The sequence below is a fragment of the Brevibacillus invocatus genome, assembly GCF_003710915.1.
GTDB lineage: Bacteria > Bacillota > Bacilli > Brevibacillales > Brevibacillaceae > Brevibacillus > Brevibacillus invocatus.
Map to the genome: position 1 here is coordinate 1 of NZ_RHHR01000007.1, position 20,935 is coordinate 20,935.

At 47.8% G+C, this 20,935-nt stretch carries 20 protein-coding genes; all 20 read right to left on the reverse strand.

What is annotated here, in order from left to right:
• On the reverse strand, positions 1-246 hold a 246-nt coding region (locus EDM52_RS02725), incomplete at its 3' end, for a transposase zinc-binding domain-containing protein (RefSeq protein WP_183184797.1).
• Positions 247-360: 114 nt separating this feature from the next.
• A complete protein-coding gene (locus EDM52_RS02730) occupies positions 361-1,227 on the reverse strand; it encodes a 2-oxoacid:ferredoxin oxidoreductase subunit beta (RefSeq protein WP_122907471.1) in 867 nt (288 codons plus the stop codon).
• Positions 1,199-2,977: a 2-oxoacid:acceptor oxidoreductase subunit alpha gene (locus tag EDM52_RS02735; protein ID WP_122907472.1), complete on the reverse strand. Its 1,779-nt coding sequence runs from the start codon at positions 2,975-2,977 to the stop codon at positions 1,199-1,201. Before EDM52_RS02735 ends, EDM52_RS02730 begins: the two co-directional genes overlap by 29 nt.
• Before the next feature lie 548 nt (positions 2,978-3,525).
• Positions 3,526-3,786, reverse strand: a complete 261-nt coding sequence (gene spoVS, locus EDM52_RS02740; protein WP_003385776.1) for a stage V sporulation protein SpoVS — start codon at positions 3,784-3,786, stop codon at positions 3,526-3,528.
• 117 nt (positions 3,787-3,903) lie between these two features.
• Positions 3,904-4,698, reverse strand: a complete 795-nt coding sequence (locus tag EDM52_RS02745) for a TIGR00282 family metallophosphoesterase (RefSeq protein WP_122907473.1) — start codon at positions 4,696-4,698, stop codon at positions 3,904-3,906.
• A 104-nt stretch (positions 4,699-4,802) separates the two neighbouring features.
• On the reverse strand, positions 4,803-6,344 hold the full coding sequence (gene rny, locus EDM52_RS02750) for a ribonuclease Y (RefSeq protein WP_122907474.1): 1,542 nt from the start codon (positions 6,342-6,344) through the stop codon (positions 4,803-4,805).
• A gap of 288 nt (positions 6,345-6,632) precedes the next feature.
• Positions 6,633-7,274: a RecX family transcriptional regulator gene (locus EDM52_RS02755; RefSeq protein ID WP_122907475.1), complete on the reverse strand. Its 642-nt coding sequence runs from the start codon at positions 7,272-7,274 to the stop codon at positions 6,633-6,635.
• Positions 7,275-7,498: 224 nt separating this feature from the next.
• Positions 7,499-8,557, reverse strand: coding sequence for a recombinase RecA (gene recA, locus EDM52_RS02760; protein WP_122907476.1), 1,059 nt, complete (start codon positions 8,555-8,557; stop codon positions 7,499-7,501).
• Between the two features lie 159 nt (positions 8,558-8,716).
• Entirely contained in the window at positions 8,717-10,306 is a 1,590-nt protein-coding gene (locus EDM52_RS02765; protein WP_122907477.1) for a DEAD/DEAH box helicase, read from the reverse strand.
• 7 nt (positions 10,307-10,313) lie between these two features.
• Entirely contained in the window at positions 10,314-11,555 is a 1,242-nt protein-coding gene (locus tag EDM52_RS02770) for a competence/damage-inducible protein A (protein WP_122907478.1), read from the reverse strand.
• A 244-nt stretch (positions 11,556-11,799) separates the two neighbouring features.
• Positions 11,800-12,375 (reverse strand): CDP-diacylglycerol--glycerol-3-phosphate 3-phosphatidyltransferase, encoded by a 576-nt coding sequence (pgsA, locus tag EDM52_RS02775; protein WP_122907479.1) that lies wholly within the window; start codon positions 12,373-12,375, stop codon positions 11,800-11,802.
• A complete protein-coding gene (gene rimO, locus EDM52_RS02780) occupies positions 12,376-13,722 on the reverse strand; it encodes a 30S ribosomal protein S12 methylthiotransferase RimO (RefSeq protein WP_122907480.1) in 1,347 nt (448 codons plus the stop codon). It abuts the gene before it with no gap.
• 111 nt (positions 13,723-13,833) lie between these two features.
• Positions 13,834-14,724, reverse strand: coding sequence for a helix-turn-helix domain-containing protein (locus EDM52_RS02785; protein ID WP_122907481.1), 891 nt, complete (start codon positions 14,722-14,724; stop codon positions 13,834-13,836).
• A gap of 12 nt (positions 14,725-14,736) precedes the next feature.
• Positions 14,737-15,516 carry a YmfK family protein gene (locus EDM52_RS02790; RefSeq protein WP_122907482.1) on the reverse strand — a complete coding sequence of 260 codons (780 nt, stop codon included), beginning with the start codon at positions 15,514-15,516 and terminating at the stop codon, positions 14,737-14,739.
• Positions 15,517-15,624: 108 nt separating this feature from the next.
• Positions 15,625-15,894, reverse strand: a complete 270-nt coding sequence (locus tag EDM52_RS02795; RefSeq protein ID WP_122907483.1) for a DUF3243 domain-containing protein — start codon at positions 15,892-15,894, stop codon at positions 15,625-15,627.
• A 99-nt stretch (positions 15,895-15,993) separates the two neighbouring features.
• Positions 15,994-16,728 (reverse strand): elongation factor P 5-aminopentanone reductase, encoded by a 735-nt coding sequence (gene ymfI / locus EDM52_RS02800; protein ID WP_183184799.1) that lies wholly within the window; start codon positions 16,726-16,728, stop codon positions 15,994-15,996.
• Positions 16,729-16,737: 9 nt separating this feature from the next.
• The gene (gene yfmH / locus EDM52_RS02805) at positions 16,738-18,030 is read right to left on the reverse strand and encodes an EF-P 5-aminopentanol modification-associated protein YfmH (RefSeq protein WP_122907485.1); all 1,293 of its coding nucleotides are present in this window, start codon (positions 18,028-18,030) and stop codon (positions 16,738-16,740) included.
• 2 nt (positions 18,031-18,032) lie between these two features.
• Positions 18,033-19,328 (reverse strand): EF-P 5-aminopentanol modification-associated protein YfmF, encoded by a 1,296-nt coding sequence (gene yfmF, locus EDM52_RS02810; RefSeq protein WP_122907643.1) that lies wholly within the window; start codon positions 19,326-19,328, stop codon positions 18,033-18,035.
• 172 nt (positions 19,329-19,500) lie between these two features.
• Positions 19,501-19,680, reverse strand: a complete 180-nt coding sequence (locus EDM52_RS02815) for a hypothetical protein (protein ID WP_122907486.1) — start codon at positions 19,678-19,680, stop codon at positions 19,501-19,503.
• Between the two features lie 30 nt (positions 19,681-19,710).
• Positions 19,711-20,889, reverse strand: a complete 1,179-nt coding sequence (locus EDM52_RS02820) for a stalk domain-containing protein (protein WP_122907487.1) — start codon at positions 20,887-20,889, stop codon at positions 19,711-19,713.
• Positions 20,890-20,935: the final 46 nt, after the last annotated feature.

A 20,935-nucleotide genomic window follows, 5' to 3' on the forward strand; every position in this document is an offset into this window, starting at 1 on the left:
ACGACTCCACTCTTCGGTTTCACCGCATGAACAAGTGGTACAAAATCGTCCCTTACAACGGAATGGAACTCTTTTTGTATGATGACATCCTTCACAAACGAATAGTTTAAATCCGTTTTTAGGGTTTCCGCAGTTAAGAAACTTTTGAACTTCTTTCAGAACCGAAGGACGGATTCTTTCCCCATACTTTTTAACAAAGGGATTCCAATGATCGATAAAAATCTGTTTAAGAATATTTGTCTCCATATAACGATTTTACCAACAAATAGAGGGACTTGCGCCCCTCAAAATTATATACTTTCCTATATAGCAAAAAAGGGGCAGATTCCGTAATGGAACCGCCCCTTCTTGCTCAAAACCTTATGCGAATTCAGCAACCAATTTCGCAAAATCTTCTTCAGACAAGCGAATATCTTGATTTGCCAAACCTTCTTCTTTGAAGCCTGTAACAAGTGCTTCGTAAGGTTTTTTCTCGGTGTCTTGATAGATCAGACCTGTAATCAAGCCTTTGTGTTGCATCGAAGCAGACATTGCTTTCACACGGTCGTGTGGATCGTAGCCTTCGATTGTGTCAACTGGAACGATGTTTTCTTTGAACCAGTCGTAGGTATTTACTTTGTTATAGGTTACACAAGGGCTGAATACGTTGATCAGGGAGAAACCTTCGTGTTGGATACCTTTTTCGATCAACTCGGTCAAGCCTTTCAGGTCGCTGGAGAAGGATTGTGCCACGAAGGTTGCTCCTACAGACAGCGCCAACTCTACAGGAGAGATGGAAGACTCGATGGAACCGGCCGGTGTAGACTTGGTCACAAAACCTGTCGCGGAGCGCGGGGAGGTTTGACCTTTTGTCAGACCGTAGATTTGGTTATCCATAACGATATACGTAATGTTCATGTTGCGGCGGATTGCGTGTACAGTGTGACCCATACCGATCGCAAATCCATCCCCATCTCCACCAGCAGCGATAACTGTCAGTTCACGGTTTGCCATTTTCACACCTTGTGCGATTGGCAAGGAACGACCGTGGATGCCGTGGAGTCCGTAGCAGTTGATGTAACCGGAGATACGACCGGAACAGCCGATACCGGAGATAAGTGCCAGATTTTCAGGTTCCAAACCTACGTTCGCAGCAGCACGTTGAATCGCAGCTTGAATGGAGAAGTCACCACAACCTGGGCACCAGTTTGGCTTAACGTTATTTCGAAACTCTTTCATAGTTGCCATGATTTACCAACTCCTTCACTTCTGCATAGATTTCCTTAGGCAAGAACGGGTTACCGTCATATTTCAGAACGGATTTGATCTTGTCTGCGCCACCAGCGTTTTGTTTGATCAGGTTTGTTACTTGACCTTGGATGTTGTGCTCTACCACAACCACTTGTTTTGCTTTATCCATCAATGCTTTCACTTCTTCAGCAGGGAATGGATGCAGCAAGCGAATTTGAGCGTGGTTTACTTTCACGCCTTCTTGCTCCAAACGCACTTTCGCTTCTTGAATCGTACCGATTGTGGAGTTGATACCCACGATCAGAACGTCAGCATCAGCATGAGGTGCATCTGCAACTACTGGGTTTTTGAAATTTTTCAGTACGCCATCGAGCTTGCGCATACGTTTATCCATTTGTTGAACACGGTTAGCAGCGTTCTCGGATGGACGACCAGTTTGGTCATGCTCAACACCTGTTACGTGGTGCAGACCGTATTTTTGTCCAGGAATAACACGTGGAGAAATGCCGTCTTCGGTTACTTCATAACGCTTGAAGAGGTCGTTTTGCTCTTTCTCTGGCAGTTCTTGTCCAGCAAGCAATTTTCCACGACGGATTTCTACTTTGTCATATTCAAATGGGGTTACAGTTTGTTTACCCAAAGACAGAGTAAGGTCAGTCATCAGGATAACAGGGAGTTGGTATTCTTCTGCAATGTTGAACGCTTCAACAGTATCGTAGAAGCACTCTTCTACTGTACTTGGAGCGATAACAACTTTAGGAACATCGCCGTGAGTACCGTAGATCATTGCATTCACGTCGGATTGTTCAATTTTGGTTGGCATTCCTGTAGAAGGACCACCACGTTGTGTATCTACGATAACGACTGGCGTTTCAGTAATACCTGCCAGACCGATTGCTTCCATCATCAAGGACAGACCAGGACCAGCAGATGCTGTCAAAGAACGAGCACCGGCAAAGTTTGCACCGATTGCCATCGTGATCGCTGCGATCTCATCTTCTGTTTGGATAACAGTACCGCCCAACTTAGGCAGCTTTTTGATCAGGTATTCCATAACCTCAGAAGCAGGTGTAATCGGGTAAGCAGGCATGAAACGGCAACCTGCTGCTACAGCACCAAGCGCGATCGCATCGTTTCCGATGAGGAACAGCTGTTTTTGAGGGTTTGCTTTTTCCAACTGGAATTCAGGCAGTTGACCACCTGTCAGTTCTGTAACAAATTCAAATCCGCGGCGAATCGCGTCCATGTTCTTCTCAACGACTTTTTCACCTTTGCGGAGGAACATATCTTCTACAATTACACGGAAGCTCTCAACCGGAATACCCAGAATAGCACTGGACGCACCGATGGAAACCATGTTCTTCATCAGAGAAGTACCCAGCTCATCTGCGATTTCAGACAGGGGCACAGTAAAGAATCGAACCGCTTTCAAACCGTCTGGCAATTTAGGGTTAAATTTCGCATCAGCGATAATGATACCGCCTTCACGAAGCTCATGCGCATTAAAATCGATGGTTTCTTGGTCGAACGCGACGAGAATGTCGAGGTCGTCAGAAATCGCGCGCATAGGTGTTGTGCTAACACGGATTTTGTTGTTTGTGTGTCCACCTTTGATTCGGGAAGAGAAGTGGCGGTAGCTGTACAGATGGTAACCCATCCGGTTCATTGCCATCGAGAAGATCTCACCAGTACTCTCGATACCCTCCCCTTGTTGTCCTCCAACTTTCCATGAAAGTTGACTAATCATTCAGATTCCACCCTTTCAGTGACTGTGAGAAAAAGCAGCTTTTCTATCGATTGATTCGATAAGATGTGACAAAATTGTGCATAGACAGTAACAATTGTAGTCCTGTCCATGTAAAATTGCAAGTGCTTTTACTCAACTTACTTTTGACCTGAATTAAATGTTGAACTTTGGTTCATTAATATCCTCATGTATCATTGTAGCACGTTTCCGAAAACACGCAACCAATTTCCGTGTACAATTTTGAATCCATTCTTTTCTTTTTCCTTTTCCTTTGAAAAACGCTTGGAAACAGGAAAAAACGTTGTCCTACCTACAATCAGAATAGCCTCAATGACTTACTTTAATACGCCTGTACAGCTTGAAATCAAACGTTCCCGCTTCCAATACAGGATATGTGAATGACGTACCGTTTGTCTGATGCACTGACCTATGTCCATAGCCTGTTGTCCGATATGCTTGGCCTATTCTTTGGCTCAGCTACATTATCGGACAAACGAAAAAACCTGTTCATTCATCGAACAAACAGGCATGACAACAGACATATTTCATTATCTGGGCTCTACGATGAGTTTTATTGCAGTACGCTCTTCTCCATCAATCACGATGTCGGTAAAGGCTGGAATACATATGAGGTCAACTCCACTCGGCGCTACGAACCCTCGTGCGATTGCTACGGCCTTCACAGCTTGATTAAGTGCCCCAGCACCAATGGCTTGGATCTCAGCAGCCCCGCGTTCGCGAAGCACTCCAGCAAGGGCACCAGCAACGGAATTGGGGTTAGACTTTGCTGAAACTTTTAATACTTCCATCCTTTTGAACCTCCCGTCTGATAGGAATCCTGTCATCATTAGAATGATATTCGCATAACCCCTAAAAATTCCTGCTATTCCAAAAGAAAGATTCAAAAAATTCAATTCTTTTCTTTATTATTCCATAAACGGATGGTGCTCGTCAATTCGTATCCGTTCCAGTTTTTTTGCGCTTCCTGTCGATTTGTCCAACGTGATGACGACCGCATTCAACTGCGCAGGATCTGGCGCTACCTCGAATCGCTCCGGCAGCTGCGTCAAGAATCTGCGAATGACCGCCTCTTTCTCCATTCCCAAGATGCCATTGCTTGGGCCGCACATCCCAACATCACATAAAAAACCCGTCCCTTTTGGCAGCACTCGTTCATCCGCCGTCTGCACATGTGTATGTGTTCCTACGACTGCACTGACTCTTCCATCCAGATACCACGCCAAAGCTTGTTTCTCTGAAGTCGCTTCCGCATGAAAGTCAACAAAGATCAATTTGGTGCGCTTGCGTGCCTGTTCCACCAGTTTGTCTGCAAGCTTGAACGGGCAGTCCAATGGAGGCAGAAAGGTTCGCCCCTGCAAATTGATAACCGCAAGCTCTCCTTCTGATTGTTTGACATAGGTAATGCCGCTTCCCGGAGCCCCTTCTGGAAAGTTCGCCGGACGAATCAACCGCGGTTCTCCATCAATGAAGTCATAGATATCTTTATGATCCCAGGTGTGATTCCCGAGTGTAATAGCATGCACACCGCTCTCAAACAATTCTTTCGCGATTTTCTCTGTAATGCCTCTTCCATGTGCCGAATTCTCACCATTCGCGACAATGAATGTAGGTTGGTACTTTCTTTTTAGCATAGGCAGGTACGCTTTCACCATTTCCCTGCCTGGAGAACCCATTATGTCACCGATAAACAACAGCTTCATTCCAACATCACCTCGTTGCTAGTATACACTACATCAACTCCAGAAGAAAAATGTCTCTGGTCTGTGCCTTCGACGAAAAAAAGTAAAGTGGCTGATTAGCCACTTTACTTTGCATACTCAACGGACCGCGTTTCACGGATCACAGTTACCTTGATGTGTCCCGGGTAGTCGAGTTCATTTTCTATTCGCTTGGTAATCTCGCGTGCTAAGCGGGTTGCTTCTGCATCGTCGATTTTGTCAGGTTGTACAATGACGCGAATTTCGCGCCCAGCTTGAATCGCGTAGGACTTCTCAACCCCATCGAACGATTCGGAGATCTCTTCGAGTTTCTCCAAACGGCGTATGTAGGTTTCCAATGTCTCACGACGCGCACCTGGACGAGCAGCAGACAAAGCGTCGGCAGCAGCCACAAGCATGGCAATAACGGAAGTTGGTTCCGTATCGCCGTGATGGGAAGCAATACTGTTCACCACCACAGGATGCTCATTGTACTTCTTGGCCAGTTCCACACCGATCTCGACGTGGGAGCCTTCCACTTCATGGTCAATCGCTTTTCCAATATCGTGAAGAAGACCAGCGCGTTTTGCCAGTTTCACATCTTCTTTCAATTCAGCAGCCATCAAACCTGTGAGGTGAGCTACTTCCATCGAGTGCTTCAGTACGTTTTGACCATAGCTTGTGCGATAGCGCAGACGTCCGAGAATCTTGATCAGATCAGGATGCAATCCATGAACACCGGTTTCAAAGGTTGCTTGCTCCCCGTATTCACGAATTCGTTCATCGACTTCGCGACGTGCTTTTTCCACCATTTCCTCAATACGAGCAGGGTGGATACGTCCATCTGCAACCAGCTTGTCCAAAGCCGTCTTGGCAATTTCTCGACGAATCGGATCAAACCCTGAAAGAATCACTGCCTCTGGAGTATCGTCAATAATGAGATCAATTCCGGTTAAGGTCTCCAATGCGCGGATATTTCTACCCTCGCGACCGATAATTCGTCCTTTCATCTCATCGTTAGGCAACGTGACAACGGATACAGTTGTCTCTGCTACGTGATCCGCTGCACAACGCTGGATGGAAGTCGTGATAATTTCACGTGCACGCTTATCTGCTTCTTCCTTCGCCTGTGTCTCGATCTCTTTGATCATGACGGCCATTTCATGGCGGACTGTATTCTCCACATCTGTCAGGATGATCGTTTTGGCTTCTTCCTGTGTCATGCCGGAGATACGTTCCAACTCAGATACTTGCTCTTTATATAATTGCTCGACCTTGCTTTGCAATTCCGCGATGGAGCGGTCGCGCTCGGACAACTCTTCTTCCTTGCGTTCCAGCTGTTCCATCTTGCGGTCCAACGCCTCTTCTTTTTGAAGAATGCGGCGTTCTTGACGCTGGATCTCGTTGCGACGCTCGCGCAGCTCGGTTTCTGCTTCGGAACGAAGCTTGAACACTTCATCCTTGGCTTCCAGCACCTTTTCCTTTTTCACGGCTTCGGCGTCCCGTTTCGCTTCTTCTACAATCTGGAGCGCAGCTACTTCTGCACTGCCGATTTTAGCTTCCGCAATCGACTTGCGGACGAAGTAGCCAATACCTAAGCCGATCAGCAAGGTAACAAGCGCAATGACTACAGTAATAATGGTTTCCATAGGCTCTTTCGTTTCACCTCCTTATTGTTTGACATCTCCCCACTTTCCAAGCATTCGTTTTTCATGGAGTGCCGCTTGTCGACTTTGCTCTCATAGAACGTTCGACTAAAAAACAAGACCGATGTTACTCGGTCCGCTGAAGCCGCACAATCATTGCACGGGTTTTCAGTTGTTCCACAGGCAACGAGTGAGCAAATCAGCAAAAAAGTTATGATACACCAAGTAAATACAAACCTATTTTATTATTTGTGAACAAGAATTGTCAAGAAGATGCAAATAGAGTCACGCTTATCCATCTGTACGCTGACGCAATTCGCCCCTGATCTGCTGAACGATCGTATGAGAAAAACCCTTCCGCATAAGCATGGAAAGGAGCCTTCTCTCTTCATCGGGATTTGGCGGTCCTTGCAGGCGACGCACCTTTTTCTCGATGAGAGCACGGGCTGCAGAAAGCTCATCTTCCCGTGATACTGCACTCACAGCCTCTTCCACGATCGCTTTCTCCACGCCGCGCTGCTGCAATTCCATACGCAGCATGTATGAGCTCCTTGGCTTCAAACGCAATCGCTCATCAACCCACTGTCTAGCAAATGCTTGATCGTCCAAGTATTTTTGTTCCTTGCAGCGTCGGCATACTTCTTCTGCGATCTCCGAGGAAAAGCCCTTTTCTAGCAAATAGGATTGAAGCTGATTGCCCGTCCGCGGGCGGATTCCGAGATAACGAAGAGCAGCCAAATACGCCTTGTGCTTTTCCTCTGCCAATACGATTTCCTGATAAAAGGATTCGTCCACTTCGTTTCCTTTGAACAGGTTGTATTTGACGAGGATGTCTTCATGCACCGAAAAGGCAAAAGCGTCCTCGACATAGATATGATAACGTTGCTTCTGTTTTTGATCCTGATGAACTCCCGTAATAACTCCGTTCGTCATCCTTTTCCACTCCTCTGGCAGCTCGTTTTTTTGAAAACTTGGCTGCGGCAAGCCTTTGGCGGAGCCTTTGTACCCAAGGGGCTAACTCACTCCGTTCGAAGTCTCACTATGTTGCACGTATACTATCATCCGCTAATCCTTTTGCGCTTTTGCGCACTTAAACTCCGATAGTAGAAGCAAAACAGCCTGTCTCACCGACAGGCTGCTTCCTCATATGCGCTCCATTAGTCCAGATCAAAGGCTGGTTCTTCGTCTTGTTCTGGATCATGCACAGGCTCAGTAGCCGGAATCGAACTCGGATTGAGACTGTAGTACTCGCGAACTTTTACCTCAATCTGGGTTGCGATGTGCGGATTCTCTTTCAGATAGATCTTGGAGTTTTCACGTCCTTGACCCAAGCGCTCTTCATTGAAGGAATACCATGCACCGCTCTTTTGCACCACGTCGATCTCAGCACCGATATCCAGAATGCTACCTTCGCGGGAGATACCTTCCCCATACATGATGTCGACTTCTGCTACTTTAAATGGAGGAGCTACTTTATTTTTCACAACCTTGATCTTGGTTTTGCTACCCAAGATGTCGTTGCCCACTTTGATCGACTCAGCCTTGCGAACATCAAGACGCACGCTGGCGTAGAATTTAAGTGCTCGCCCACCTGGTGTCGTTTCAGGGTTCCCAAACATGACACCAACTTTTTCACGCAACTGGTTAATGAAGATCGCAATCGTTTTCGATTTGTTGATCGCACCAGAGAGTTTACGCAGTGCTTGCGACATCAGACGCGCCTGTAAACCTACGTGGGAATCTCCCATCTCGCCCTCGATCTCCGCTTTCGGAACCAAAGCTGCTACGGAGTCGACTACGATAATGTCTACGGCACCGGAGCGAACCAGCGCTTCCGCGATCTCCAACGCTTGTTCCCCTGTGTCCGGCTGGGAAAGCAGCAGCTCTTCGATATTGACGCCAAGCTTGGCCGCATATACAGGGTCCAACGCATGCTCCGCATCGATAAAGGCCGCTTGACCACCCTGTCTTTGCACTTCTGCGATCGCATGCAAAGCAACGGTCGTTTTACCAGAGGATTCTGGCCCGTATACTTCTACAATTCGTCCGCGTGGGAATCCACCCACTCCAAGGGCAATATCAAGGGCCAAGGCACCGCTGGACACGGTGGAAACCTGGATGTTGGCTACTTCCCCCAACTTCATAATGGAACCTTTTCCGAACTGCTTTTCTATTTGACGCAATGCACTTTCCAAAGCTGCGCGACGATCTGACAAATGGTACACACCCTTTCAACTATTCGGTTCATTTGTTCTTGTACTCATCATACATCGAGATAGAACGGTTTGCCAAGTATTTTTTACGAACAAATATTCGCATGCATAAAACAGCCATCCGCATCATCTATGAGCGAATGGCTGTTCCGGTCTTGTGTATTAAGAACGCTTTGCTCCGCGAGGCTTCGCAGGCTCGAGGTTGATGCGCTTGCCGTTGATTCGCGTTTGACGCAGCGATTCGTAAACAAAAGCTGCTACATCCTCCGGAACTTCAACAAAAGTAAAGTTCTCGAAAATGTCGATCCGACCTACCGATTTCCCAGGGATCCCCACCGACTCGGAAATCTCGCGAACCAGGTCCTGTGGCTTTATATTGGCATTGCGTCCCACGTTCAGGAAGAAGCGGACCATGCCTTTGGCAGCACCAGTCTCTCCGAAGTTGTATGCTTCAGGCTCTTTTGCTTCCGCCACTTCACTATGGAAAGCAAGGTGCAGAGCTGCAGCAGCAATTTTTTCTGCCGGATACTGTTCCACCAGAGAATCTGTAACCTTTTGATACATCTCAGCAATGGCGTCGCTCTCCAGCAGGCTGATCAGCTGTTCACGCAGCTGTTCCTGCTTGCGCTCCGCTACTTCCTCAAGCGATGGTACATTGCGGGAGAGCACCTGTGCTTTGGTTTGCTTCTGAATGAACATCATCTGTCTGACTTCGCGCGGAGTCACCAATGTCATGGCAATCCCTTTGCGTCCAGCACGACCCGTACGGCCAATCCGGTGTACATAGCTCTCGGAATCCTGCGGGATATCGTAGTTGATGACATGGGATACATTGCCGACGTCAATACCGCGTGCTGCCACATCTGTCGCAATCAAAAACTCAATCGAACCCTCACGGAAGGAATTCATCACCTTATCACGCTGAGCTTGAGACAGGTCGCCATGCAAGCCATCAGCCAAGTAACCCCGTGATTGCAGCATCTCAGTCAGTTCATCTACACCGCGTTTGGTACGGCAGAAAATGATCCCCAATTCCACATCTTCACTGTCCAGAATGCGGCACAGGCTTTCCAGCTTATTGCGGTCGAACACTTTGTAATACACTTGCTCGATCAGTGGAGCTGTCACTTCCTCGCGGCTGACAGCAATCGTTTGCGGAGACTTCATGTAACGGGTAGCCAAGCGCTTGATTTCTGGCGGCATGGTTGCCGAGAAGAGCAAGGTTTGGCGGTCTTCAGGCAGGTGGTTAATGATCGTTTCGATATCGTCCACGAAGCCCATGTCGAGCATTTCGTCTGCCTCGTCCAAAACAAGCGTATGTACACCTTCCAGCTTCAGCGTTTTGCGGCGCAGATGATCCAGTACACGACCTGGCGTACCGACCACAACCTGAACACCTTGACGAAGTGCACGGATCTGATGGCCGATGGATTGACCTCCGTAGATAGGCAAGGTCCGCACTTTGTTGTACTTTCCAATTCGCAAGAGCTCGCCAGCTACCTGGATCGCCAGTTCACGGGTAGGCGTGAGAATGATCGCCTGTACGCGATTTGCAGGTGTTACTTTTTCCAAAAGCGGAATACCAAAAGCTGCCGTCTTCCCTGTACCTGTTTGAGCTTGACCGATCAGGTCGCCGCCCTCCAGTACTTTCGGAATACAAGCTGCCTGAATCGGCGATGGTTCCTCAAAGCCCATATCGTGAATGGCTTGAAGGATAGATTTATGTAAAGGAAAATCTGAAAAAATCGTCATGAATACGTCACCTTTCTTTTTGCATTTGCAGCGCATAAAACAGCGCATATTTAGCGGCACGCTTGACAATGGCATGTCTCTTTCCAGCCAGCCGCAATTCCTTCACTACTGTCGGCATGCCTTCTGCGGCAATCCCGATATAAACCAGACCCACAGGCTTCCCCTCAGATGGATCGGGGCCCGCTACGCCAGTAACCGATATGCCGTAGGTTGAGCCTAATTTTTCTCTGATGCTTTCAGCTAGAATTCGAGCGGTTGTCTCACTGACCGCACCATCTGTTTGCAACACCGATTCCGGCACATCCAGAAAACGATGCTTGACCTCGTTGGTGTAGCAAACAATACCACCATTGTATACGGCAGAACTGCCGGGCACCATGGTGATCAACGAGGCGACAGAACCACCTGTACAGCTTTCTGCACAAGCAACCGTTTCCCCCCTGCGCTTCAACTCGGAGACAAAAACCTCATGCAAAGACGATTCACCGATCGCGTATATATACTGCCCTAGCCGATCGTGAATTTCTTGCTCCACCGGCGCAATCAACGCTTCTGCTTCATCCACAGTTGCAGCTCTGGCCGTGACGCGTAAAGTCACTTCAAACTCCTTGGCGTATGGCGCGATCGTCGGGTTATCCTGGCTGTCGATCAAATCCAGCAGCTGGGCTTCCAAAGCGGATTCACCAATTCCATAAAAGCGTAGCACATGCGAATGAAAGACCTGTTTGTCCGGCAACAGCTGAATCAGATATGGCATGACATAGCTTTCCACCATTGGATACAGCTCGCTTGGCGGCCCTGGCAAGAGGATAAATGTCGTGCCCTCGTGCGCAATCCCCATCCCTGGTGCCATCCCGTAGTCGTTGGTGAACACATGACTACCTTCTATGACTAGGGCTTGCTTGCGGTTATTTTCCGTCATTACCATCTTGCGCTGTTCGAAAAATGCTTCGATATGCGCCATAGCTGGCGAGTTGATTTCCAGTCCAACGCCAATGTGTTCTGCCACCGTTTCCTTGGTCAAATCATCCTGAGTAGGACCTAATCCACCCGTAAAGACGACCAGATCGGATCTGCTTGCAGCCAGCCTGATAGTCTGAAGCAATCTCTGTGTGTTATCCCCCACAACTGTGTGAAAATACACGCCGATGCCGACTTCCGCCAACTTTTGCGACAGGTACTGTGCATTCGTATTGGCAATCTGACCAAGCAAGAGCTCGGTTCCCACAGCAATTATCTCCGCTCTCATGTCCCTCATCCATTCTCTTTGTGAGTAGAAAAGCCTCTAAAAAGACAGTCTATCACCGACAACCTTCTGGGAGAAGAGTCTCTTATTAAAAAGCCTAAAAGAGGTTTTGTTCTATAGAGGTGTGACCGCGCTTTATGGGAAAGGCTTTTCTGATGTCATGGGAGAGGCACGCGCTGTGGCAACCATGAGCCCCAGCACCTCCCCGATGAATTCTTCACGGTGAAAAAAGAGTCCAATACCCGCTTTACGAGTATTGGATAACGTTGCGATTCTTCGCAAAGTAGTCGTACCCGGAATAAAGGGTGATGATGACCATCGCCCAAATCGCTACCTGATCAAACGGAATGCCCAAAAACTCAAATGGGAAGTTGCGGATCATCACGACAGTGACCGCGACGATCTGAACCCACGTCTTTAGTTTGCCCAATGCGCTGGCAGCAATTACCTTTCCATCTGCCGCCGCAATCAACCGCAATCCGGTCACGGCAAACTCCCTGCTGATAATGATGATGGCGATCCATGCCTCGAGACGCTGCATTTCAACCAAGGATATTAAGGCCGCAGAGATAAGCAGTTTATCCGCAAGCGGGTCTAAAAACTTCCCCAGGTTGGTGACCATTTTATTTTTCCGGGCGATATAACCGTCGAGTCCGTCCGTACTGGCTGCCAGGATGAACACCAAAGCCGCAATCAGCTCGTTATACGTCATCGTTAGGGTACCGATAGTAAAAGTCCCAATGTTGTAACGCACCAGCAGAAAAAACATAACTACCGGAACCAGGAAGATCCTGGTGAGGGTGATGCGGTTGGCAAGATTCACCTAGACTACCTCCCCGGCAAGATCGTATTCATAGGAGTGCGTGATTTTCACCTTGGCGATGGTGCCAAGTTCTCCTTTGAAACCAGAGACAAAGACTTCGCCATCAATTTCAGGAGCATCGTACTGTGTGCGACCTACATAAATGTCATTGCGTCCTTCATAGCGTTCAATGAGTACGTCCAGAACCTGCCCGACGAACCGACCATTTCGCTTGCTGGCGATCTCGCGTTGGATCTCCATTAAAATATTCGCCCGCTTTTCCTTCAATTCCTCGTCAACATGATCGGGGAGCCTGGATGCCGGTGTATCATCTTCGTTGGAATAGGTGAACACACCCAAACGATCAAACTCAATATCCTTTACGAACTCACACAGACGCTCAAAGTCCTCGTCTGTCTCTCCAGGAAAACCAACGATCAGAGAAGTGCGCAATGCCACGTCTGGGACCTGTGCCCGTATTCTCGCGACCAATGCGCGAATATCCGTCTGACGTCCAGGCCGGCGCATTCTTTTAAGGATTTGGTCCTCAGAGTGCTGCAAAGGCATATCTACGTATTTGCACACTTTTGGATTGTTGGCGAATGTTTGAATCAGCTCATCTGTAAAGAATCCGGGATACGCATAGTGCAGACGAATCCACTCTATTCCTTCCACTTCTGCCAAACGGTCCAAAAGCTCAGGCAGCATATGCTTGCCTTCATAGATGTCCGTCCCGTAGTTGGTGGAGTCTTGCGCGATCAGGCTGACCTCCACGATTCCTTGCGCTGTCAAATGACGTGCTTCTTCCAAAATGGACTCAATCGTACGACTACGGAAGTTTCCACGCATGAGCGGGATACTACAGAACGTACATGCATTATCGCATCCCTCGGCAATTTTGATGTAAGCCGAATACGTCCCCTGCTTAACCTTGCGCTTCACCACATCTTCATAGGTAAAGATCGGATTACCAACGTAGATCGGACGCTTTCCGTCCAGCGACTCTTCGATGATCCCCGTAATGGACATAAAATCACCTGTTCCGACAATGCCATCCACCTCAGGAATCTCGTTCAAGATATCCTCTTTGTAACGTTGTGTGAGACAGCCTGCCACCACAAGTGATTTTAGTTTTCCAGCTTCTTTCATCTCAGCCATGTCGAGAATCTTGTTGACCGATTCTTCCTTTGCAGCGTCGATGAAGCCACAGGTATTGACGATGACTACAGTCGCATCCTCGGGATTGGCGACCAGTTCATAGCCTTTTTCATCTATCAGATGGGCCATCATGTCGGAATCGACAAGATTTTTCTCACAGCCCAATGTTACAATCGCAACTTTTTCTCGCGAGCCTACCTTCTCTGCCATTCCATTTCCTCCAATTGGTCACACCAGCCCAGATTACACCTATCCAGTATAATATAAGCCCAAAGGAAGTGTCAAAAGAGACAAAAGTATGAAAGGCAAGCATTCGCTTGCCTACTGTGCAGCCGCCTCTTTTACTGCAATCACAATATTTGACGGCATAGACTTCATTTGGGAGGTGTCTACAACTACGCCATTCACGGTCAACTCTACCATCATAGGCTTACCGAGACGGACATAAGCCGTTTTTCCAAGCTCGATCGTCTTTTCTTCGTCTTTCTTCAATTCTCCAGTTCCAACATAGGTTTTCCCTTTTCCTTCCGAAACGCCATACCAGCTTCTGTCTTCCTTCACTTTCAATTTCACTGTAATTTTTTCGCCGCCTTGCAAAGCGTAGTTATACATGGAGCCTTGCTGTGACTCAAATGTTACGGTCACTGGCGGTGTTTCAACGACAGGAGGTGCAGTCGTGGAAGGATCCGGAGTCTGCGTCTGGTTGTTTGGAGGCACTGGTGTTTGAGCAATCGGTGGTGTTGCGGCTCCACCCTGTCCGGGAGATACGATTTCTGCACCTGGTGTTACCTTTTCCCCAGGAATGGGAAGTGTTACACTCCCGTCGTTGTTGACGAGAGCCACATACGAAACCCCAATGATCAAAGCTACGAACAACACTAAAAGTGCCTTGGTAATCCAGCGTCCGGCCTGGATGGGACTGTTGGTCGTCGATACTCGGCGCCTTCTCAAGCGTTCTGCCTGCTCAACGGGTGGCTGGGCAGGCAAATCCGATTGAAAATGATTCATAAGGTGATTGGCGTCGAGTCCAACGGCTTCCGCATAGCTTTTGATAAATGCACGCGCATAAAAGTGGCCAGGTAGTACGTGAAAGTGGCCTCTTTCGATCGCTTCCAAATAGCGTCGTTGTATCTTGGTGATTCGTTGGATGTCGTCGAGTGAAATCCCTTTTTCTTCGCGGGCCCTTTGGAGTACTTGACCTAGCTCAGACACAGCTTACCCTCCTTAATTCATATCGAAATTATCGAAGCCGCGATTGTTAATCAACTCGTAAGTGATTTCCTCATCCGGATGATGTCGCAACTCAATGATGTAATGAAAATCTGACATTTCATATTCTGACTCTCTTGCAAAAATATCCGGATGTTCGATAATCTTCGCGGCAGGGAAATTCATGATCTCACGAAGCAAGGAATAGTGTTTTTCGGTCGAACGCAGTGTGGAAACAATCCCATCTATTAAATATACATGATCCGTAGACAACTCATCAATGGCTAACGAGCTTCGAACGGTCTGGCGCAAGAGAGTAGACGAAATAAATGTCCAGCGCTTATTGGCCGAGACGCTGGCAGCAATCATGGATTCGGTCTTGCCAACGCGAGGCATGCCGCGTATTCCAATTAGTTGATGACCTTCCTTTTTCAGGATTTCAGCCATAAAGTCAACCAATAGCCCCAATTCATCACGCACAAAGCGAAAGGTTTTCTTGTCTTCGCTATCACGCTCGATGTAGCGACCATGCCGAACAGCTAGTCGATCCAGCATGGTTGGCGGCCGCAAGCGTGTTATGGTTATGTTGTCCATTTTCTGCACAACATTGCGCAGAACCTCAATTTTTTCATCATCATCGGTCAAAAGCAACATTCCACGGCGCATGGTATCTACACCATTAATCGTCAAAATATTAATGTTCAGCATACCTAAAATAGAAGACACGTCCCCTAACAATCCGGGACGGTTGCGCGAAATCTCATATTCCAAATACCACTCTTTTTTTGCTTCCATCTGCATATCCTCTCCGACACCAAAATTGCCTTCTTATGTAGTATAACATTTTCCCAACTTTCGACAATCGAAGAAAAGAAAAATCCCCTATGTCGGGGATTTTATCTGTTAGTTACCACGGCTGATATTTTCCGGACTTTGCACCAGTTTCACCATAAGTGAAGCCAATGCTTGTTGCTGTTCTTTGTCTCCCGCGTCCCACAGCTGTTTCAACAGGCGCTCTTGATCATTTTTCGGATCCACTTGCTCTGATAAGTAGCCACCAATTTGATAAGCCACATTTTGCAGGGTTTCGCTCTCCATGCCTGCTTGTTTCGCCTGCTCTACTCGATCGCCGAGAAACTCTTTCCAGTCACGAAAATTGTCAAGAATCGACATGTGGAAATTCCCTCCCTCTGTATGTTGCGGGCAGATGTTTACCCACACAGAAGTAGAATTCCTTCTTTAGAGCGGAACTATGCATCCACAAGCACTACATCACGTGTACCAACCGCCGTTTGGACTGACGATTTGTCCGGTTAGATAGCTGGCATCCCTAGACAGCAAAAAACGAACAACAGCGGCCACTTCCTCTGGTCTTCCCAAGCGGTTAGCAGGGATCTCATCCGCGATTGCTTCCACTTCATCCGGTGAAAACCTCTCCATCATTCCGCCTTGTATGGCACCCGGAGCAACAGCATTCACTGTTATTCCGTTTGGTGCCATCTCTTTTGCCAGCGCCTTAGTAAACGTATTAAGCGCACCCTTGGTAAGGGAATAAAGCACCTCGCAGGAGCCACCTGTCATTCCCCAGACAGACGTGATGTTCACAATGCGACCGTATCTTTCTCTGAGCATCGCTGGCAGCGCTTGCTGCGTGATCAAAAAGCTGGATCGTATATTCAAGGCCACCATTTCATCGAACAACGGCACGGAAACATCTGTGAACAGCCCTACATGATCTGCTGAGGCGTTGTTGACCAGAAGAAGCGGCGGAACCTGTATGTGCTGAAACATCCGGTTGATTTGATCGGGATCGCGCAAATCTGCCTGCAACGTCTGTACAGGCACTCCCAAATCCTGACATAGCTGAAGGATTGGGGCGAGCTTATCGGCTGATTGATTGTAATGCAGGTAAAGAGGAACTCCCGCACTGGCCAATGCACGGCTTATCGCTTGGCCGATAGAACCGGAAGCTCCCGTCACCAACGCCCAAGGCGTTTGTTGTTCCATCAGTATTCACTACTCCTGTGCCGAAGCGGAACGGACGATGGATACAGCCATCTGATCAATCAGAAAATGCTCCTTCATGCGTGTTTCCACATCTTCGCGTGTAATGGACTCCAGTAGCGGCAGGACAGAAAACAGATCATTGCCGTTAAATTTGTAGTTGGTGAACTGATTCGCGATAAACTCGACGGAATTCAAACCACGCATGAAATTGCCGATCTTTTTCCGCTTCGCACGTTCGAATGCATCCTCGTCAATTCCAGCTTGCTTGCATTCTTCCATCACACTCTTGATGGTTTCGACGAGTTTTTCCGGATCAGGTGTATCTCCGCCAAGAATGGAATAGGCATAGTCCTTTTCACAACTGTAATCAAAATCAAAACTCTCCGTAATTAATCCACTGTCATACAGCTTTTCATAGACCGATGAGCTAGTGCCAAACACGATGTCCAACAACAATTTAGTCGTCTGGTCACGCTTTAATAACGCTTCACCCGTCAAACCATTCTCCCGCTCTTTGATACCGATCATGCATTTAGGCAAACCTACCGCCAAATTTGCCTCGATCAGCGGCTTTGCTGGACTAGACTGCTCCTCCGGAAAAATTCTGGAGATCTGCGGAGCTGGCGGAAAATCTTTGCCTGACTGATTCTCCCGGATCAGCTTCATCACAGCTTCCGGTTCAAAAGAGCCCACAACCAAGAGAAGCATATTGGCTGGATGATAAAAGGTATCGTAACACTGGTACAAGTACTCTTTGGTAATGTGAGAAATCGTTTCAATCGTTCCTGCGATCTCAATGTTGATCGGATAATCCTGATAGAGGGCCTTGAGCAGATTCATGTAGACTTTCCAGTCCGGATTGTCGTCATACATGGTTATTTCCTGCCCGATAATTCCTTTTTCCTTCTCTACGCTCGCATCCGTAAAATACGGCTCCTGAACATAATCCAGCAGCAGATTCAGATTACTATCCAGCTTATCCGTGCACGAAAAGAGGTATGCCGTCCGATTGAAGCTGGTAAAGGCATTGCACGAAGCTCCATTTTTGCTAAACTCATGCATGACATCCCGATCCTTTTTCTCAAACATCTTGTGCTCAAGAAAATGGGCGATTCCGTCAGGCACGTTGATTTCCTCTCCGCTTTTAGTCTGAAAATGGCTGTCGATGGAGCCGTAGCGTGTCGTGAATACAGCGTACGTTTTACTAAAGCCTTGCTTGGGTACAAGAAACACCTTCAAGCCATTCTCCAGGGTTTCGTGATAGACGGTTTCTTTTACTTGCTCAAAAACGGTCGTTTGCACGCTTACGCATCCCCTTTCTTATCCCGCAGCAGATAAATCATATCGATCTTCACCTTGTCGGCTACTTGCTTGATGTCGTCAATGGACACCGTTTCGATGGCTTGAAGCAATTCGTCCAGCTGCCGTTTGCGTCCACTCAACAAACCGTTATACGTGAAATCAATCATCATTCTCGCGCTATCCAACAGCTCTCGGAACTGGTTGGTCAAGGTAGCCCGGGTTTGGCTCAATTCCTCCTCCGAGATCTTTCCTTGGCGCATGGTTTCCATTTGCGCTTTGATAATCTCCACAGCCTGATCGAACATCTTGGCTTCGATGCCGGACATGATCATCAAAATGCCCTTGTGGCTCTCCAGTCGCGACACGGCATAATACGCCAGACTCGCTTTTTCCCTCACGTTGACAAAAAGCTTGGAGTGTGGGAATCCGCCAAGAATGCCATTGTATAGAAGGAGTGCAGGATATTCCTCATCCTTGTACGTGATGTTCGTACGGCAGCCGATATTCAGCTTCGCCTGACTGACATCCAACCGATCTACCGTGGTTCGTTCTTCCTGTATATTTTTTTCAGGAGTAGAAATCTCCAGCGTTTTTATGGTTGAGCGCTGCAGGGGTATATGGGTTTCAATTGCCTGTCTCACACGTCCCGCATCCACATCTCCAACTACGAACATATTGATTGGATTGGAAGCCATCAATTCCTGAAAGTACTGATACAGATCTTCTCCAGTGATAGACGGCAAATCCTCCAGTCGTCCTTGCACAAGCAAAGAAAATGGTTCTCCCTTGCACATTTCTTCCGTTACGCGCTGATTGGCATATTTCATCTTGTCATCGATCAAGCTTTCGATCCGTTTACGTAGCGTTTCCTTCTCTTGCTTTACGTATTTTTCCAGAAATGCCCCGTTCTCCACGCAAGGTCTCACCAGCATATCGCCTACAAATTGAATCGCCTCTTCAAGAAGAGAGTCCGCTTGTGTCAGGTACTTTTCATTCGGCACTTCCATGTAGATCTGCAGGATTTGACGTTCACCCTTTTTTGTTACATCTACATCAAAAATAGCGCCATACAAAAAGTCGAGATGTTCACGCAAACGCTTGGTTTCCTTGAACCTGGCGCTCGCCCGTTTCATCACCATCGCCAGCAGTGCTGTTTTGGTAACAGTCTCTTCAGACAACGCTTGTTCAATCATGGTCACAATCGTCGTGGTTTTAAACTTGCCAGTTGGCAAAATATGTACGTTCATCCCGTTTACCTGGGAGCTGTTAAACGCGATTTCGGTCAAGTGGGTGCTCATACTCCATTCTCCCTTCTGCATCAGCTTACTCTCCTCTATTGTAACCAATTGACAGGCCAGCGAGTAAACAAAACTTGATTTTCGCCTCTACAAAGCTCAAAAAAGGAAAGAAAAAGGCTGCCCTTATCAGGCAGCCTTGCAAAGCATGTATACCGAACATCGATATTCTTCATCACAGATCTGAAAAATCCCATTCCCGCGCATCATCAGGAATCAGGCTTTCCTCTACAAACCGTCCACAATCGGACCCCAGACACAACATGCCGTCCAGCTGCTCGTCGTGGAAGGGCAGACCGTGATTCCCTCCACAATAGGGGCAAATCCACACAGCAGAGCCCTCCTTTCTTTCCAAAGGATTACCTCCTGCTAGTTTGCCCCAATTTCAGTTGGAATGATTCACTTTATTCTGTTCCCAGTAACGAAGGTAGTTGTAAGCGTCTATAGCTTTACCTGAACTCGCTTGATACAGGCCAAAATGCAAATGGGGTGAAAACATCCCGGTGGTTCCAGGCGCACCATAACCTGAATCTCCCACAAACCCGATCATTTGACCCGTTGATACTTTGTGTCCGACCTTTATTCCAGGTACAAAAGCACTTAGATGCGCGTAGTACATCTTATAGGCTCCACCTGCATCGGTAATGTTTATTCTCCAGCCTCCATACGTGTTCCAGCCGATCCGATTGATGGTTCCTGAGGATACCGAATAAACTGGTGTCCCTGTAGGTGCCATGATATCGATGCCTTCATGCGAGCGCACACTGCCATTGCCGCTCTCGGTCCATTCCCGATTCGAACCGAAGCTGTCAACATAAGGCTCGTACTCATTTTCAGCAGCAAGCGGAAAAACAAAGTCATCGCGCAGCAGCTGCTGATTACCAGCTGTTTTCTTCGGACTGTAGGCCGCTGGTTTTGCTTGATTCGTCAAATACAGCAATTGACCAGCGAGCAATGCATCCGAAGTCAATTGATTGTTTTTTTTCAAATTCTCAATTGAAGTGTTGTGCCTTTTCGCAATCAAAAACAAACTGTCCCCTTCTTGAACGATGTACGGATTGGAAGTGTCTTTTGCCGAGGCAGAAGCAGTTTGCTTTTTGGTCCATACCATCGCTACCTTGGAGGCAGCATTCCAGTCGACCTGATACCCCAGCGATTCGCTGACAAAGCGAATAGGGACCAGCGTTCTTTTCTTTACGATTGTTGCAGGAACATCAAGTGTTACCCGTTTGCCATCGACATAGGCTGCAGACTGATCGATCGGGATGACGATTCGTTTGCCTTGATTCGAAACGACTACCTGTCTGATAGCACCATCGTATTGCACCTGAGCACCCGTTTGTTCTGCAATGACACGAATGGGAACCAGCATCCGTCCGTTTCGTTGGATCGGCTGTACATCAGCTGATACCCCTCTACCGTCAATCACCAGCGAAATTACGGGACCCGGTTCAGCAGCATCTGCCTTATCCCCTAGCGTCAGCATCAGTATGATACAAACTGAAAAAACGCCTAGAATCCTCGGCCACAGATGTCTGCTGTTGTTATGTAAACAGCGTGTCATCCTATCCCTCCCTCGTGCGAGATTCACGAAAAATTATCGCATAGGG

Coding starts and splice junctions, on each gene's coding strand:
- EDM52_RS02820 (WP_122907487.1), bottom strand. CDS start 20,889: ATGACACGCTGTTTACATAACAACAGCAGACATCTGTGGCCGAGGATT.
- yfmF (WP_122907643.1), bottom strand. CDS start 19,328: ATGAGCACCCACTTGACCGAAATCGCGTTTAACAGCTCCCAGGTAAAC.
- spoVS (WP_003385776.1), bottom strand. CDS start 3,786: ATGGAAGTATTAAAAGTTTCAGCAAAGTCTAACCCCAATTCCGTTGCT.
- EDM52_RS02730 (WP_122907471.1), bottom strand. CDS start 1,227: ATGGCAACTATGAAAGAGTTTCGAAATAACGTTAAGCCAAACTGGTGC.
- ymfI (WP_183184799.1), bottom strand. CDS start 16,728: ATGGAACAACAAACGCCTTGGGCGTTGGTGACGGGAGCTTCCGGTTCT.
- EDM52_RS02795 (WP_122907483.1), bottom strand. CDS start 15,894: ATGTCGATTCTTGACAATTTTCGTGACTGGAAAGAGTTTCTCGGCGAT.
- EDM52_RS02755 (WP_122907475.1), bottom strand. CDS start 7,274: ATGACGAACGGAGTTATTACGGGAGTTCATCAGGATCAAAAACAGAAG.
- EDM52_RS02790 (WP_122907482.1), bottom strand. CDS start 15,516: ATGGAAGCAAAAAAAGAGTGGTATTTGGAATATGAGATTTCGCGCAAC.
- EDM52_RS02770 (WP_122907478.1), bottom strand. CDS start 11,555: ATGAGAGCGGAGATAATTGCTGTGGGAACCGAGCTCTTGCTTGGTCAG.
- rimO (WP_122907480.1), bottom strand. CDS start 13,722: ATGGCAGAGAAGGTAGGCTCGCGAGAAAAAGTTGCGATTGTAACATTG.
- rny (WP_122907474.1), bottom strand. CDS start 6,344: ATGGAAACCATTATTACTGTAGTCATTGCGCTTGTTACCTTGCTGATC.
- EDM52_RS02735 (WP_122907472.1), bottom strand. CDS start 2,977: ATGATTAGTCAACTTTCATGGAAAGTTGGAGGACAACAAGGGGAGGGT.
- EDM52_RS02765 (WP_122907477.1), bottom strand. CDS start 10,306: ATGACGATTTTTTCAGATTTTCCTTTACATAAATCTATCCTTCAAGCC.
- EDM52_RS02745 (WP_122907473.1), bottom strand. CDS start 4,698: ATGAAGCTGTTGTTTATCGGTGACATAATGGGTTCTCCAGGCAGGGAA.